This window comes from Rhizobium arsenicireducens (assembly GCF_964021225.1).
Window position 1 is genome coordinate 227,904 of record NZ_CAXHYK020000001.1, and the last position, 15,308, is coordinate 243,211.

The 15,308-nt window shown below is 63.3% G+C and carries 14 protein-coding genes; 8 read left to right on the top strand and 6 right to left on the bottom strand.

The window, feature by feature from the left end; genetic code table 11:
- Window positions 1-16: 16 nt before the first annotated feature.
- From ACWPVA_RS01100 to ACWPVA_RS01110, 3 genes are all read left to right on the top strand, one after another.
- Window positions 17-1,135: a Gfo/Idh/MocA family protein gene (locus tag ACWPVA_RS01100; RefSeq protein ID WP_454285912.1), complete on the top strand. Its 1,119-nt coding sequence runs from the start codon at window positions 17-19 to the stop codon at window positions 1,133-1,135.
- A 115-nt stretch (window positions 1,136-1,250) separates the two neighbouring features.
- Window positions 1,251-1,964, top strand: a complete 714-nt coding sequence (locus ACWPVA_RS01105; protein WP_454285913.1) for an SDR family NAD(P)-dependent oxidoreductase — start codon at window positions 1,251-1,253, stop codon at window positions 1,962-1,964.
- Between the two features lie 73 nt (window positions 1,965-2,037).
- Window positions 2,038-2,580, top strand: coding sequence for a DUF3833 family protein (locus tag ACWPVA_RS01110; protein WP_454285914.1), 543 nt, complete (start codon window positions 2,038-2,040; stop codon window positions 2,578-2,580).
- A 69-nt stretch (window positions 2,581-2,649) separates the two neighbouring features.
- Here the strand turns inward: ACWPVA_RS01110 and ACWPVA_RS01115 are convergent, their stop codons facing one another.
- The 6 genes from ACWPVA_RS01115 to gcvA all read right to left on the bottom strand — a co-directional run bounded on the left by ACWPVA_RS01115 (window position 2,650) and on the right by gcvA (window position 9,988).
- Complete coding sequence (locus tag ACWPVA_RS01115; RefSeq protein WP_454285915.1) at window positions 2,650-3,678, bottom strand: ABC transporter permease; 1,029 nt, start codon at window positions 3,676-3,678, stop codon at window positions 2,650-2,652.
- Window positions 3,679-3,714: 36 nt separating this feature from the next.
- Entirely contained in the window at window positions 3,715-5,253 is a 1,539-nt protein-coding gene (locus ACWPVA_RS01120) for a sugar ABC transporter ATP-binding protein (protein WP_454285916.1), read from the bottom strand.
- Window positions 5,254-5,323: 70 nt separating this feature from the next.
- Complete coding sequence (locus ACWPVA_RS01125) at window positions 5,324-6,253, bottom strand: sugar ABC transporter substrate-binding protein (protein WP_454285917.1); 930 nt, start codon at window positions 6,251-6,253, stop codon at window positions 5,324-5,326.
- Window positions 6,254-6,558: 305 nt separating this feature from the next.
- Complete coding sequence (locus ACWPVA_RS01130; protein WP_454285918.1) at window positions 6,559-7,773, bottom strand: TIGR03862 family flavoprotein; 1,215 nt, start codon at window positions 7,771-7,773, stop codon at window positions 6,559-6,561.
- A gap of 24 nt (window positions 7,774-7,797) precedes the next feature.
- A complete protein-coding gene (locus ACWPVA_RS01135; protein ID WP_454285919.1) occupies window positions 7,798-8,973 on the bottom strand; it encodes an aminotransferase in 1,176 nt (391 codons plus the stop codon).
- 16 nt (window positions 8,974-8,989) lie between these two features.
- On the bottom strand, window positions 8,990-9,988 hold the full coding sequence (gcvA, locus tag ACWPVA_RS01140) for a transcriptional regulator GcvA (RefSeq protein ID WP_454285920.1): 999 nt from the start codon (window positions 9,986-9,988) through the stop codon (window positions 8,990-8,992).
- A gap of 170 nt (window positions 9,989-10,158) precedes the next feature.
- Between gcvA and speB the strand changes: the two genes are divergently transcribed.
- The 5 genes from speB to ACWPVA_RS01165 all read left to right on the top strand — a co-directional run bounded on the left by speB (window position 10,159) and on the right by ACWPVA_RS01165 (window position 15,239).
- Window positions 10,159-11,214, top strand: coding sequence for an agmatinase (gene speB, locus ACWPVA_RS01145; RefSeq protein ID WP_454285921.1), 1,056 nt, complete (start codon window positions 10,159-10,161; stop codon window positions 11,212-11,214).
- Window positions 11,215-11,296: 82 nt separating this feature from the next.
- Window positions 11,297-12,385, top strand: a complete 1,089-nt coding sequence (locus ACWPVA_RS01150) for an ABC transporter substrate-binding protein (RefSeq protein ID WP_454285922.1) — start codon at window positions 11,297-11,299, stop codon at window positions 12,383-12,385.
- A gap of 171 nt (window positions 12,386-12,556) precedes the next feature.
- On the top strand, window positions 12,557-13,591 hold the full coding sequence (locus ACWPVA_RS01155) for an ABC transporter ATP-binding protein (RefSeq protein ID WP_454285923.1): 1,035 nt from the start codon (window positions 12,557-12,559) through the stop codon (window positions 13,589-13,591).
- Entirely contained in the window at window positions 13,588-14,442 is an 855-nt protein-coding gene (locus ACWPVA_RS01160; protein WP_454285924.1) for an ABC transporter permease, read from the top strand. Before ACWPVA_RS01155 ends, ACWPVA_RS01160 begins: the two co-directional genes overlap by 4 nt.
- On the top strand, window positions 14,439-15,239 hold the full coding sequence (locus ACWPVA_RS01165; RefSeq protein WP_454285925.1) for an ABC transporter permease: 801 nt from the start codon (window positions 14,439-14,441) through the stop codon (window positions 15,237-15,239). Before ACWPVA_RS01160 ends, ACWPVA_RS01165 begins: the two co-directional genes overlap by 4 nt.
- Window positions 15,240-15,308: the final 69 nt, after the last annotated feature.

Sequence of the window (15,308 nt, forward strand, 5' to 3'; positions counted from 1 at the left end):
TTTCTGGGAGGGAGACATGGCTGGTCTCGGCATCGGGCTCATCGGCACCGGCTATATGGGCAAGTGCCACGCACTGGCGTGGAACAATGTTTCCAGTATCTTCGGTGACATCGAGCGTCCAAGGCTGGTGAGGCTGGCCGAGGTCAATGCCGAGCTTGCGGCGAAGAAGGCGGCGGAACTCGGCTTTGCCAGGTCGACCGGCAACTGGCGGGACCTGCTATCCGACCCGTCAATCGACGTCATCTCGGTGACGACGCCCAACGCCTTCCATGCCGAGATGGCGATCGCCGCCCTCGAAGCCGGCAAGCATGTCTGGTGCGAAAAGCCGATGGCGCCGGCGCTGGCCGACGCGATCCGCATGCGTGACGCGGCCACCCGGTCGGGCAAGGTCGCGGTCATGGGCTACAACTATATCCAGAGCCCGATGATCCGTCATATCCGCCGGTTGATCGAGGAGGGTGCGATCGGCGCGGTGAACCATGTCCGCGTCGAGATGGACGAGGACTTCATGGCCGACCCGGCCCAGTCCTTCACCTGGAAGAGCGAAGCCTCGTCCGGCTATGGCGCGCTCGACGACTTTGCCGTGCATCCGCTGTCGCTGCTGTTCACGCTGTTCGGCCATGTCGAGGCGGTGGTGACCGACATGGTGAAGCCCTACGAGACGCGGCCGCTGGCCGGCGGTGGTAGCCGACCGGTCGAGAACCACGACATTGCCAGCGTGCTTCTCCGCCTCGAGGGCGGTATCTCCGCCGCGCTGATGGCCAATCGTTCGGCCTGGGGCCGCAAGGGCCGCATCGGCGTGCAGATCTTCGGCTCGGCCGGCTCGATCCTGTTCGACCAGGAACGCATGAACGAGTTCCAGCTCTACCAGGCCACCGGCCGGCCGGAGGAGCAGGGCTTTCGTACCATTCTCGCCGCCCCGCATCACAAGCCGTACGACCGCTTCATCCCGGCCCCCGGCCACGGCCTCGGCTTCAACGACCTGAAGGTCATCGAATGCCGCGAACTGATCGATGCGATCGGCGGGGGCAAGGCGCATGTGATCGGCTTCGACGACGGCCTCAGAATCGAGCGCAGCGTCCATGCGATGGCACAGTCCTTTGCCGAACAGCGCTGGGTGACGGTCGAGGGATAGTTTGCTCTCGCTTCCGTAGCCATTGATCCACCGTCGGCTCCCCGCCGTAGACGATGCCAGAGGCGTGGCGGCGACTGTATCCATGCCTTGCCGTTGTGCCGCGGGAGGGCCGATCATGGAAACCGAAGTTCTGCCGTCGCTCGGGCGCGGCTATCACGCCCTGGTGCTCGGCGCATCGGGCGGCATCGGCTCTGCCTTTCTCGACGCCTTCGAGGATGATCCGACCTGCGCGCAGGCGATCGGCCTCTCTCGCCGCGACGATGGTTTCGACGTAACCGACGAGGCTTCCGTTGCTGCCGCCGCCCAGCGGCTGGAAGGCGAGGGGATCAAGTTTGACGTGATCGTCTGCGCCACCGGTGCGCTGACCATCGATGGCGTCGGCCCGGAAAAATCGATCCGTGCCATCGAACCGGATGCGATGGCGGCGCAGTTCGCCCTCAATGCCATCGGCCCGGCGCTGGTGCTCAAGCATTTCACCGGCCTGCTGCACCGCGACCGCCGCAGCCTGATCGCCTTCCTGTCGGCGCGGGTCGGATCGATCGGCGACAATCGGCTTGGCGGTTGGATCTCCTACCGCGCCTCCAAGGCGGCGCTGAACCAGATCGTGCGCACGTCCTCGATAGAGATCGCCCGAACGCGGCCGCAGGCGGTGGTGGCGGCGCTGCATCCCGGAACCGTCGCGACCTCGCTCTCCGATCGCTTTTCGGCAGGCCATGATCGATTCTCGCCCGGCGACAGCGTGCGGCGCATGCTCGCGGTTCTGGATGCGTTGGAGCCAGCCCAGACGGGCGGCTTCTACGCCTATGACGGCACTGCCATTTCCTGGTGAATTGAAGGGCTCGAAGATCCGGAGGCGCAAGCGAACCGTAGACAGTGAGAGCTTTCACATAGGAGCAATGCACATGTCGAAGACCACCTCGTTGATGTCCGGATTTCTCTTCCTTACACTGGCTTCCGTCTCCACCGGCGCTGCGGCGGCAGAGCCATTCAGGTTCGAAGATTTCTTCGCCGGCAAAAGCAAGGCCGTCGGATCGTTCAGCGCCATCAACGGCGTGAAACGCAAATTCACCGTCGATCTCACCGGCAAATGGGACGGACGAACGCTGACGCTGCGCGAGGATTTCGTATTCGATGACGGTACTCGCGATACGAAGACCTGGCGTTTCGTCAAGACCGGCCCGTCCACCTATTCCGGAACGCGCGAGGATGTGATCGGGGAAACCAAAGTGACACTCCACGGCAATGTCGCGCGCTTCAACTATCTCGTTTATCTCGATTCCGCCAAGCAGGCGAACAAGGTCCGCTTCTACGACAAGATGGTCCTGCGCAGCGACGGCACGGTGATCAACACCGCGCTGGTGACGAAATTCGGCCTACCGGTGGCAAAGACCGTGGTCGAGTTCGAAAGGGCGGGCGGTCCGGCGGTCAAGGTTTCGAAGCGGTAACGGTCGCGCCCGAAAGAAAAAGGCGGCGCCAGGGCGCCGCCAGGTGGCTTTCGCGCTGGGAGTTATCGTTTAGACCTTGCGTTTCTTCTGCCGGTAGACGTCGGCGACGACGGCTGTGACGATGATCATGCCCTTGATGATCTCCTGGTAGTAGGCGTCCACTCTCAGGAAGGTGAAGCCGGAGGTCATCACGCCGAGGATGATCGTGCCGATCACCGTGCCGGTGATGCGGCCGGCGCCGCCGGCAAGCGACGTTCCGCCGATGACAGCGGCAGCAATCGCGTCGAGCTCATACATCACCCCCATGCCGGCCTGTGCGGTCTGGGCGCGGGCAGCGGTCACGACGCCGGCCAGGCCCGCCAGCATGCCGGCGATCGCATAGACCTTGATCAGGTGGGCTTCGACGTTGATGCCAGAGACGCGGGCCGCCTGGACATTGGCGCCGATTGCATAGGTGAACTTGCCGTAGCGGGTGTAGCGCAAGGCGATGTGGAAGATGATCGCAACGACGAGGAAGACGACGACCGGGGCAATGCCCGTGCCGATGAAGATGAAATCTTCGCTCAGGCCAGAGACCGGCTGGCCCTTGGTGTACCACTTGGAAATGCCGCGCGCCGTCACCATCATGCCGAGCGTGGCGATGAAGGGCGGGATCTTGGTGCGGGCGATCAACTGGCCGTTGATGAAGCCGGCGAGCAAGCCGACCGCGATGCCGACCGCAATCGGCACGAAGAACGGCATGTCGGTGAGGCTCGGATAAAGTGCCCGCGGCCAGGTTGAAGCCTGGGCAAAGCTCGCCGAGAACATCGCCGTCATGCCGACGACCGAACCGGAGGAGAGGTCGATGCCGCCGGTGATGATGACCTGGGTCACGCCGACCGCGATGATGCCGATCACCGAGACCTGCAGGATCATGATCGTGAGGCGCTGTGGGTTCATGAGAAAGCTCTGACCGACGAACAGCCAGCCGAGCAGTTCGAAGATCAATGCGATGCCGATCAGCACGAGGAATATGTTCGCCTCCGGAGGAATGCGCCGCTGGTGCGGCGTTCCGGTCTTCAGGTCGACCTCGCCTTTGGCCACGGTATTGCTATTCATTCTTTCCTCCCTCGAAGGTTCGTGGACGGCTGCGGCTCAGCGCGACGCCAGATCCATGACCCTGATCTGTGTGGCTTCCGCGCGCTCGAGGAAGCCGGTGACGCGGCCCTCGTGCATGACCATGATGCGGTCGCTCATGCCGAGCACTTCCGGCATTTCCGACGAGATCATGATCACGGCGACGCCGGTCTTCGCCATCTCCGTCACCAGCCGGTGGATTTCCGCCTTGGCGCCGACATCGATCCCGCGGGTCGGCTCGTCGAGGATCAGGATGCGCGGATTGGTCAGCATCCAACGGCCGATCAGGACCTTCTGCTGATTACCGCCCGAGAGATTCTCGATGCGCTCGTTCATGTTAGGCGTCTTGACCCGGAGCTTGCGGCACATGTCCTCGCATTCGGCCGAAAGCGTCGATTGTTCGACGAAGCCGTTCTTGACGAACCTGTCCTGCAGCACCGCGAGCTGCATGTTTTCCAGCACGTTTAGGATAAGCAGGCAGCCGGTTTCCTTGCGGTCTTCGGTCAGGAAAGCCATGCGATGGCGGATCGCTTCCGTCGGGCTGAAGACGTCGACCGGCTTGCCATCGATCTCGATCGTCCCAGACGAGGCCGGCGTCACGCCGAAAATCGTCTCGGCGACGTTGGAGCGGCCGGAACCGACGAGGCCGGCGACGCCGAGGATTTCGCCGGCGCGCACGTCGAAGGAGACGTTCCTGAACACGCCGTTGAGCGTCAGGTTCTTGACCGACAGTACGACCTCGCCGAGCGGCACGTCTTCCTTGGGGAACATCTGGGTGATCTCGCGGCCGACCATCATGCGGATGATGTCGTCGCGCGTCACGTCGGTGGAGGCGTGGGTGCCGATATACTTGCCGTCGCGGAAGACCGAGAACTCGTCGGCGATCTCGAACAGTTCGCTCATCTTGTGGGTGATGTAGACGATGCCGATGCCCTGGTCGCGCAGGCCGCGGATGATCTGGAACAGATGCTCCACCTCGCGCTCGGTCAGCGCCGAGGTCGGCTCGTCCATGATCAGCACATCGGATTCGTAGGAGACAGCCTTGGCGATCTCGACCATCTGCCGGTTGGCGACCGACAGCTCGACGACTTTGGTCTGCGGGTGGATGGAAATGTTCAGCCGGTTGAAGAGTTCCGCCGTCTTGCGGTTCATCTCCTTGTGGTCGACGAAGCCGAGGCGGGTGAGCGGTTCGCGGCGGATCCAGATGTTTTCCGCCACCGTCATCGGTGCCATCAGGTTGAGTTCCTGATGGATCATGGCGATGCCGTTCTCCAGCGCGTCGAGCGGCGATTCCAGCCGTATGTCGACGCCCTTCAATCGCACCGTCCCCTTGTCGGGATGGTAGATGCCGGCGAGGATCTTCATCAGCGTCGACTTGCCGGCGCCGTTTTCCCCCATCAGCGCGTGCACGCTGCCGCGCTTCAGCCGGAAGGTCACGTCGTCGAGAGCAACGACACCCGGGAACTCCTTGCGCACACCCTCGGCCGTCAGAAGGTATTCCGAGGTGGGAATGGCGCCGCTCTTGCGGACTGCGGCCATGGTTGTCGGACTGACCATTGGAGTTTTCCTCACGCTTCGTGCGAGGGAATGCGGGCCCGGACCCGCATTCCCGTGATCCCTTAGGAGATCAGTTCTTGCTCTGGTAGTCCTTGAGGTTTTCGGGCGTCACGAGTTCGAAGGGAATGTAGACCTTCTTCTCGACGCTCTCGCCCTTGGCGATCTTCAAGGCCGCGTCGAGGGCGCCCTTGCCTTGGCCTGCGGCGTTCTGGAACACGGTGACGTCGATGTCGCCCGCTTCCATGGCCGCCAGCGCGTCCTGGGTGGCGTCGACACCGGCCACGACATAGTCCTTCATGTCCTTGCCGGCGGCTTTGAGCGCTTGTGCTGCGCCGATCGCCATTTCGTCATTGTTGGCGATGACGGCGTTGAACTCCAGCCCGCTCGACAGCCAGTTGGTCACCAGGTCGGAACCCTGCGTGCGCTGCCAGTTGGCGGTCTGCTCCTCGACGATCTCGATGCCCTTGCATTCGTCGGTGGCGAGGACGTCGTGGACGGCCTTGGTACGCATACGGGCGCCCTGGTTGGACAGTTCGCCCATCATCACGACGGCCTTGCCCTTGCCGCCGAGCAGACGGCAGACTTCCTGGGCTTCCAGCGTTCCGGCGACGATTTCTTCCGAGGCGACGAAGGACTGCTTGTCCGGCAGTTCGTTGACGTTGATCGGCTCGCGGTTGACATAGACCAGCGGAATGCCGGCATCGGCGGCGATCTTCGACATGGCGACGGTCGCGTCGGTGTCGACCGGGTTGACGATGATCGCATCGACGCCGGCGGCGATGAAGTTCTGGATCTGGCTCTGCTGCTTGGCAACGTCGTTCTGCGCGTCTTCGACCTGCAGCGTCACGCCGTCGAGCGTCTTGGCATAGTCCTGCATGCCGTTGCGCAGCACGGTCAGGAAGTTGTCGTCGAACAGTGCCATCGACACGCCGACGGTTTCCGCATGGGCGGCCGTGCTCAACAGAACGGACATGGCGGCGCCCAGAATGAGCTTCTTCATGATATTTCCTCCTCAGATGGTGCCCGGCTCACCTTCTCCTGCCGGAGACCGGCCTTTGGGCCGACCTGCACTCGTTCCGCGCTCCCGACGCGTCGGATAAAACGGAATGAATAGACCGTCGATCCTAAAATGCAGATAATTTATTCCATTTTTTCCTGAGTGCGTCAACGTACAGATCGTCGTGCCAGGTAGATTTTGGCTATATCTTGGGAAAGACGAGGAAAACGCGGACAAGCAATGTAGGGGCAAATGGAATTTCCATTCCATATGGGTGTCAAATTGCCGGTTACAGGAGGAGCGGTAGGCTAGGCGTTGTTCGCCAGCCAGGCTTCGATGCCGCGGGCGGCGGTTAGGCCGCTCGCCAGACAGGCGGTCAGCAGGTAGCCGCCGGTTGGCGCCTCCCAGTCGAGCATCTCACCGGCGACGAAGGCGCCGGGCAGGGCGTTGAGCATCAGGTTTTCGTCGACGCTGTCCAAGGTGATGCCGCCGGCCGACGAGATCGCCTCGGCGATCGGCCGCGGCGACGTGACTGGCAGAGGTAGCGCCTTGATCGTTTCGGCAAGGTGCCGGGCATCGAGACGGTTGGCGTCGGGAGCGTGTTCACGCAGCAGGGCGGCTTTCACCCCCTCTAGCCCGGCACCCTTGCGCAAGCGGTTGGAAAAGCTCGCCTTGGCATCCTGCCGTTCCAGATCGTGGGCGAGCTTGTCGATGGTTCGGCCGGGTGCGAGGTCGAGAATGAGGCTGGCCGTGCCGTCCTTCTGCAAGGCGTCGCGCAGGGCGCTGGCATGGGCGTAGATCAGGCTGCCCTCGATACCGTTGCGGCTGATGACGAATTCGCCCTGGCTGGTCCCGGCGGCGCTTGTCGCGGTCACCGATTTGACCGGCTCGCCGGCGAAGCGTTCGGCGAAGGTCTCGGAAAAGGCGCAGGCGAAGCCGCAATTGGCGGGGCGGAACGGAGCGACATCAACGCCCATGACCTTAAGCCACGGAACCCAGACGGCGTCCGAGCCGAGCCGCGGCCAGCTCGCGCCGCCGAGCGCCAGCAGTACGGCGTCGGCCTCGACGGTCTCCTGGCCATGCGGCGTGTCGATCCGGCAGGCATTGCCGTCGAAGCCGATCCAGCGGTGGCGGGTGAGGATTGTCACGCCTTGCGCTTCCAGCCGTTTCAACCAGGCGCGCAAGAGCGGCGAGGCCTTCATTGCCTTGGGAAACACCCGGCCCGACGTGCCGGTGAAGGTTTCGGTTCCAAGGCCTGCTGCCCAGTCGCGCACGTTCGTTGGCGTGAACCCGTCGAGCATTGGGCGCAGCCATTGCGCCGCCGTGCCGAAGCGGTTGACGAAGTGCTCATAGGCCTCGGCGTGGGTGATGTTAAGCCCCGACTTTCCGGCCAGCAGGAATTTTCGCGCCACCGTCGGCATGGCCTCGTAGACCGTGACGGCATGACCGGCGCGCGACAGATGTTCGGCGGCCATCAGACCCGCCGGCCCCCCGCCTATGATTGCGATGCGCCGTGCCGTCATGAGATCGGTGTTCCTTGTTGCTCTTCAGCCCAGCGTGAAGCTGGACAGCCGCGCGGTCAACGATGTGATCGTTTCGCTGTCGGCATTGGCAAAGGCAAAGCGCAGATAGTTTTCCTGGCCCTCGCCGAAATAGGCGCCGGGAATGCACACCACGCCGGCCTCTTTTGCCAGTTTCTCTGCCACCTTCGCCGAGGGCGTACCGGGGAAGGGATGGCGGATGAAGGCGAAATAGGCGCCGATCGAATCCATCTTCCAGTCTGGCAGCCCGGCCATCACGGCGCGCAGCGTCTCGGCGCGTCTGGCAATCTCGGCGCGATTGGCGTTGCGCCAGTCCTTCAGCGCCGGGATAGCGCGGGCGACGGCCGCCTGCGGGGCGCGGGGCGCGCAGATCTGCAGGTTGTCCATCACCTTGGCGATCTCGGCCACAGCCTTTGGGCCAGCCGTCACCGCGCCCAGCCGATGGCCCGGAATGCAGAATGACTTCGAGAAGGAGTAGAGCAGGATCAGGTTGTCCTCCCAGCCGGGCACGGACAGCAGGTCATGCGGGCGCTGGCCCTCCGGCAGGAAATCGCGATAGGTCTCGTCCAGCATCAGCCAGGCGCCGGCCTTGCGGCAGGCGTCGAAGATTTCGCGCAGCAGCCCGGCCGGATAGATCGCCCCGGTGGGGTTGTTGGGCGAAACGAGCCCGAGCGCCTTGACGCCGGTTGCGAGGATCTTGCGCACGGCGCCGATCTCGGGAACGAAGCCGCTGGCCGGATCGAGCCACAGCAGACGGCGTTCGATGCCCATCATCGCCAGTGTGGTTTCCTGGTTGAAGTAGTAGGGATCGGTCAGCGCCACCGCATCGCCCGGCCCGGCAATCGCCATGGCGGCGGCCATGAAGGCCTGGTTGCAGCCCGAGGTGATGTGGATGTTCTCCGCCCGGATCGCAGCATCGTAGACTTCCGTCATCTCTTTGGCATAGGCCGCGCGCAGGTCTGGCTCGCCTTCAATCGGGCCGTAGCCCGCATAGGCGCGCGACGCGGCCGTCTCGCCGAGCCAGCGCAGCATGTCTGGATGCGGCGGATAGCCGGGGACTGCTTGGCTCAGGTCGATCAGCGGGCCGCAAGCGCCGTCATAAGCGCCGGCCCAGGCAAAAACCGAAGGGACTGGAGGCGGCGAGAGGCGGGAGATCAAGGGATTGAAGGCGGATACAGGCATGGTGATGCTCGTCTGTTCAGGGGGTGTCTTTGGCACTTGCGCCGGGGTCGGAAGAAATGGGTGCCGTGGCCGGTTGGATCCTCGCATTCCGCGGGGAGCGGCTGCGGATCGCCGGGCTCATCTGCGAACTGCGCTCGTTCTCCAGGGTGGCGAACAGCCAATCGATGAAGACGCGGACGATCGGTGCCGCACGCAGATCGTTGCGCGTTGCCACATAGAAGGCATTGCTCGCAGGGACGGAAAGATCGAAGGGAATGACCAGTTCGCCGGCGGCGATCAGGCTGGAGGCTGTGATGCTGTCACCCAGCGCCACGCCCTGTCCGTAACGGGCAGCCTCGGTCGACAGGCGTGCATCGCTCATGAAGTGTTCGCGCCCGCGCGGCATGTCCAATTGGTCGGCTGCCGCCAGCCACGTGTTCCATTCCCGGCCATCGTCGCCGTGCAGAAGCACATGGTCGCGCAGATCCCGGATAGAGCGTAGCGGCCGGGAGTTAAGAAGGGTCGGGGAGGCGACGGGAAAAAGCTGCAGGGTGCTCCATTGCCGCGTCCAGCAGTCGCGCCAGTTGCCGGGTCCGTAGAGAATGGCGACGTCGATGTCCGGAGAGTGAATGAGATTGGCATCGTTGCTCGAACTGAGCGTGAGGCTGATTTCTGGATAGCGTTCCGCAAAACCGTTCATGCGCGGAATGAGCCAGAGCGAAAGCAGCGCCGGTACGCAGGAAATACGCAGGCTGCCGCTGGTTGAGGGCCGATTCATCAGTGCCGTGGCGGCGGCAATACCATCGAACGCCGAAGAAACCGCGGGCAGCAAAAGAGCGCCCTGGGGCGTCAGTTTCAGCCGTTTTCCGCCGCGCTCGAATAGCGCGGCCTTCAGGCTTTCCTCGAGCGTCCGGATCTGGTGACTGACCGCGCCATGAGTGACGTTCAATTCCCGTGCGGCGGCCGAGATCGAGCCGCGGCGGGCTGCGGCCTCGAAGGCGCGAAGCGGATTGAGTGGCGGCAGGCGGCTGGACATCGAGTCAGACTTTGTGAATTTTTCTCACAGCGATTGCTATAACATCGTGAATTGCATTTCCATAGGCTTTGCGAATTAATGCTCACATTAGAGGCAGGGCTAAGATCTGCTGATTAAACAGACGCTGTGGGCAGGCTGTCGCGCATGCCGATGACAAGAGGGTGAAAGCCATGACGTTCGATGAAAAGAAGCTGGCCGTGTTGCGCGCCAAATTCGGTGGGGACAGCGTCGGCGAGATCTTCGATCCGAAGTTTGCCAAGGTTGGAGAGAAGATCTTCCGAAACGGAACGCGTGCCGCGCCCTATGCTGGCGTCCCCACCTTCCTGTCTGCGCCCCATCGTCCCGTCGATCCGCAGAACCCCGATTTCGGCGACCTGCAGGTGGCGATCGTCGGCATGCCGATGGACCTGGGGGTGACCAACCGTCCGGGCTCGCGATTCGGGCCGCGCGCCTTGCGTGCCATCGACCGCATCGGTCCCTATAATCATGTGCTCGACTGCGCTCCGGTGTTCGACCTCAGGGTCGCCGACATCGGCGACGTACCCTTCTCCAGCCGCTATCGTCTGGAGCTCAGCCATGAGGACATCGAGCGCTATGTGACCAAGATTGTAGACGCCGGCATTCTGCCGCTCTCGGTCGGCGGCGACCACTCGATCAGCCAGTCCATCCTGAAGCCCATTGCCCGCAAGCATGGCCCGGTCGGCCTGGTTCACATCGATGCCCATTGCGATACCGGCGGGCCTTTCGACCAGTCGAAATTCCATCACGGCGGTCCCTTCCGCAACGCCGTGCTTGATGGTTCCCTCGACCCTGCGCGCACGATCCAGATCGGCATTCGCGGCTCGGCGGAATATCTCTGGGAATTTTCCTATGAGTCCGGCATGACCGTCATCCATGCGGAGGAGATCACCGGTCTCGGCATGCCTGCCATCATCGAAAAGACGAAGAAGATCATCGGCGACGGCCCGACCTATCTCTCTTTCGACATCGACAGCCTCGATCCGAGCATCGCGCCCGGTACCGGCACGCCGGAAGTGGGCGGGCTTACCTCGCGCGAAGTGCTCGAACTGATCCGCGGGCTGAAGGGCATGAATCTGGTCGGCGGCGACGTCGTGGAGGTCGCTCCGCAATATGACGCGACCCACAATACGGCCCATGCCGGCGCGCAGGTTCTCTTCGAAATCCTCAGCCTGATGGTCTATAGTCCGGCCATCAAGGGCCGCTGAGCAACTGGTATTTTGCCGGGACGGCGTGATCGGCGCCCGGATACGACTTCATGATAACCAACGAAGACAAGGGAACAGGACCATGAAAAAAATCCTCAACACTTCCGTCGGCCGCCGCGGCGTGCTGGCCGGCTCGCTCGCCGGTGTCGGCATGCTCGCCATGCCGTCGATCCTCAGGGCCCAGGACAAGTCGCTGAAGGTCGGCGTCTATGGCGGCTACTTCAAGGATTCGTTCGACAAGAACATCTTCCCGGAATTTACCAAGGCGAGCGGCATCGCGGTGGAATCGGTTGCCGAGCCGACCGGCGAAGCCTGGCTGGTGCAGCTCGAACAGGCCGCCAAGGCCGGTCAGGCACCGGCCGATGTCTCGATGATGTCGCAGGTCGCCATGCTCAAGGGCCAGTCCACCGACCTTTGGACGCCGCTCGACATGGATAAGATCAAGAACGCTTCAGGCCTGATCGACGCCTTCGTCAACAAATACCCGGATGGCCGTGTTGCCGGTATTGGTGCCGTCGCCTGGTATATCACGCTGGTCACCAATACCGATGTATTCAAGGAAGCGCCGACCTCCTGGGAGGCCCTCTGGGATCCGGCAAACGCGGACAAGCTCGGCCTTCTGGCGCTAGTCTCCAATTCCTTCCTGCTGGAAGTGACGGCCAAGACCCATTTCGGCGGTACCAATGCACTCGACACCGAGGAAGGCATTCTCAAGGCCTTCGAAAAGCTCGCCGAAGTGAAGCCGAACGTCCGCCTCTGGTATCGTGACGAAGCCCAATTCGAACAGGCGCTGAAGTCGGGCGAAATCCCGATGGGTCAATACTATCACGACGTGACCGGCCTTGCGGCCGCCGACGGCCATCCTGTCCGTTCCACCTTCCCCAAGGAAGGCGGCATTCTGGACTCGGGCTGCTGGGCCCTGTCGCGCGCTTCGGAAAAGTCGGAAGAAGCCCATGTCTTCATCGACTACATGTGCCAGCCGGCCATCCAGGCGACGCTGTCGCGCAAGGTCGGCACCGCGCCGACCGTCAAGCGCGAACTGCTCGATCTGACGGACGAAGAATTCGCCGCCGTGTCCTCCGACATCGATCCGATCATTCCGCGCTACGACCTCTACCAGACCAAGGCGGACTGGCTGAACCAGAAGTGGACGGAACTGATCGTCGGCTGATCGCCTTCTCGACGCCGCTCCTCCCCTTGCGGGGAGGGGCAACGGGAGGACGGGCAAGCATCCCGTTTGAACCCCGTACTAGGTCACGCCACAATCAAAACCCTTGATGGGATGGCGCTGCTGGGGCACACCGGGGCAAATTTCCACGACCTTAATTCTCTCGGAGACATGATGTCCGGACTCATCCTCAACGATGTCACCAAGCAATTCGGTCCCTTCACGGCGGTGGACCAGGCACAGCTTTCGGTTCCGGAAGGACGGTTCGTCTGCCTGCTGGGCCCGTCCGGCTGTGGCAAGACCACTCTTTTGCGCATGATCGCCGGCCTCGAACAGCCGAGCGCCGGTTCGATCATTCTCGACGGTGCCGACATCACCGCCGTGCCGACGCATAAGCGCAATCTCGGCATGGTGTTCCAGTCGCTGGCGCTGTTCCCCCACCTGACCGTCGGAGAGAACATCGCCTATCCCTTGAGGATTCGTGGCATTGGTCGCGAGGAGCAGGCCAAGCGGGTGGAGGGATTGCTCGACATGATCCATCTCACTGGCTATGCGGACCGCCCGGTGACCAAGCTGTCCGGCGGCCAGCGCCAGCGCGTGGCGATCGCCCGTGCACTCGCCATCTCGCCGAAGCTGTTCCTGCTCGACGAGCCGCTCTCGGCGCTGGACGCCAAACTGCGCGAGGCCATGCAGGTCGAACTGCGCAAGCTGCAGCAACAGCTCGGCATCACCACCATCGTCGTCACCCACGACCAGCGCGAGGCCATGACCATGGCCGATACGGTCGTCGTGATGAACGGCGGCAAGATCCGCCAGGCGGCGAGCCCGATCGAGATCTACCGCAAGCCCGCCGACCGCTTCGTCGCCGATTTCATTGGCTCGACCAATCTCCTGCCGCTGACCGTCGAGGGTGGGCGCACGCTTGTGCTCGGCCAGGCGGTCGCCGGTTTCGCCGCGCCCGCCGGCCAGTCCACGGCCAGCCTGTCGGTCCGGCCGGAGGACATTCATCTGTCGGCGCCGGGGGAGGGACGGTTGACCGGCCGCGTCACCTTCATCCGCGATCTCGGCGGCACGATCGAGACCTTCGTCGACGTGGCCGGCGCCGAAGTGGTGGCCGTCTCCACGCCGCGCGAACGGCCGATGGTTTCGGTTGGACAAGAGGTCGGCGTGGTGATCGATCCCGCGACCGCCGTGGTGCTTGCCGCATGAGACGCGAACCGCCCCAGAAAGCTCTCGACTATGCGCCGCTCGCCTTTCCGGCGGCCATGCTGATCCTGTTCTTCGTCGTGCCGTTCGGCACGATGATCGCCGTCAGCTTCTTCCAGCGCAATCCCGCCGGATTCTATTCGCCGGCCTTCGTGCTCGACAATTATGCTCGCTTCATCAGTCCCTTCTTCGCCGGTGTGCTCGGCTTCTCGCTGATGCTCGCGATCGCCGTCGCTGTCGTCTGCGTCGTGGCCGGCCTGCCGTTCACCTACCTGCTCGCCCGCATGTCGCGCAAAGCCCAGGTGTTGTGGCTGGTGGCGCTTCTGTCGATCCTCTCGCTCTCCGAGGTCATCATCGGCTTCGCCTGGTCGACGCTGTTTTCGCGCACCGCAGGCATCACCAACCTGCTCATCATGATCGGGCTGATGGAAAGCCCCGTGGCATTGATGCCGAACTTCGGTGCGGTGCTGACCGGCATGGCCTATCAGGCGCTGCCCTATACCGTTCTTGTGCTCTATCCCGCGCTGGTCCGGCTTGATCCGACGCTGACCGAAGCGGCCCGCACCCTCGGCGCCTCGCCCGTCCGCGCCTTCTTCACCGTGGTCGTCCCGGCGCTTCGCAATACCATTCTCGCGACACTGATCATGGTCTTCATCTTCGCGCTTGGCTCCTACCTGCTGCCGCAGATCCTCGGCCGGCCGCAGCACTGGACGCTGTCCGTCTTGATCACCGACCAAGCGATCTACCAGTCGAACATGCCATTTGCCGCGGCCATGGCGGTGTTCCTCGTGCTGGTCACGCTCGGCATGGTGGCGCTGACGCTGTTTGTCGGCCGCAAGGGAGAAACGGCATGAACACGCTGCTGACCCGCCTCTACTTTGCCCTGATTGGCATCTTCCTCGCTGCCCCGATCGTCGTCGTCGCAGGCGTCTCGGTCAACGAGAAGCAGAGCCTGACATTCCCGCCGCAGGGCTTTTCGCTCGCCTGGTATGGTGCGATCTTCACCGATACCGGCTGGCGCTCGGCCTTCTTCGCTTCAGTCCTGCTGGCGCTCGCCTCGGCGGCGCTGGCGGTCGCCATCGCCCTGCCGCTCGCCTGGTTCCTGTGGCGGCGCATTGCGCCCTGGGCCAACATCTTCCAGGTGCTCGGCATCGCACCGTTTACCCTGCCACCCGTCATCACGGCGCTGGGCCTTTTGACCTTCTGGGCCGCCACCGGCTTCTACGGACAGCCTTGGACGGCGGTGATCGGCCATGCAATCTTCTTCGTGACCCTGCCACTCGTCACGCTGTCGCTCGGTTTTTCCGCCATCGACCGCTCCTTGGTCGAGGCGGCGGCCACCATGGGTGCCGACGACAGGGCGGTGTTTCGCACGGTCGTGCTGCCGCTGATCCGGCCCTATCTGATTTCCGGCTTTGCCTTCGCCTTCGTGCTGTCGCTCAACGAATATATCGTCGCCTACATGACGGTCGGCTTCACCATGGAGACGCTGCCGATCAAGATCTTCAACGCGCTTCGCTATGGTTACACGCCGACCATGGCCTCGGTGTCGATCCTGTTCGTCGCGGTCGCGGCGCTGGTCTTCGGCCTGGTCGCCCGCTTCGGCGACTTGCCGAAACTGCTCGGCGCCATGGCGGACGACGACCGCTGATCCCGGCTCTGTTCTGGTGCCGAGCGCTCTCCGGCACCTCTTCGTTTCGGATTGGTAAATATGGGGGAA

Excerpts from the sequence above, each read along its gene's own strand:
- speB (WP_454285921.1), top strand. The coding sequence starts at position 10,159 with ATGACGTTCGATGAAAAGAAGCTGGCCGTGTTGCGCGCCAAATTCGGT.
- ACWPVA_RS01135 (WP_454285919.1), bottom strand. The coding sequence starts at position 8,973 with ATGCCTGTATCCGCCTTCAATCCCTTGATCTCCCGCCTCTCGCCGCCT.
- ACWPVA_RS01130 (WP_454285918.1), bottom strand. The coding sequence starts at position 7,773 with ATGACGGCACGGCGCATCGCAATCATAGGCGGGGGGCCGGCGGGTCTG.
- ACWPVA_RS01120 (WP_454285916.1), bottom strand. The coding sequence starts at position 5,253 with ATGGTCAGTCCGACAACCATGGCCGCAGTCCGCAAGAGCGGCGCCATT.
- ACWPVA_RS01165 (WP_454285925.1), top strand. The coding sequence starts at position 14,439 with ATGAACACGCTGCTGACCCGCCTCTACTTTGCCCTGATTGGCATCTTC.
- ACWPVA_RS01110 (WP_454285914.1), top strand. The coding sequence starts at position 2,038 with ATGTCGAAGACCACCTCGTTGATGTCCGGATTTCTCTTCCTTACACTG.
- ACWPVA_RS01160 (WP_454285924.1), top strand. The coding sequence starts at position 13,588 with ATGAGACGCGAACCGCCCCAGAAAGCTCTCGACTATGCGCCGCTCGCC.
- ACWPVA_RS01105 (WP_454285913.1), top strand. The coding sequence starts at position 1,251 with ATGGAAACCGAAGTTCTGCCGTCGCTCGGGCGCGGCTATCACGCCCTG.
- ACWPVA_RS01155 (WP_454285923.1), top strand. The coding sequence starts at position 12,557 with ATGTCCGGACTCATCCTCAACGATGTCACCAAGCAATTCGGTCCCTTC.
- ACWPVA_RS01150 (WP_454285922.1), top strand. The coding sequence starts at position 11,297 with ATGAAAAAAATCCTCAACACTTCCGTCGGCCGCCGCGGCGTGCTGGCC.
- ACWPVA_RS01115 (WP_454285915.1), bottom strand. The coding sequence starts at position 3,678 with ATGAATAGCAATACCGTGGCCAAAGGCGAGGTCGACCTGAAGACCGGA.
- ACWPVA_RS01100 (WP_454285912.1), top strand. The coding sequence starts at position 17 with ATGGCTGGTCTCGGCATCGGGCTCATCGGCACCGGCTATATGGGCAAG.
- ACWPVA_RS01125 (WP_454285917.1), bottom strand. The coding sequence starts at position 6,253 with ATGAAGAAGCTCATTCTGGGCGCCGCCATGTCCGTTCTGTTGAGCACG.
- gcvA (WP_454285920.1), bottom strand. The coding sequence starts at position 9,988 with ATGTCCAGCCGCCTGCCGCCACTCAATCCGCTTCGCGCCTTCGAGGCC.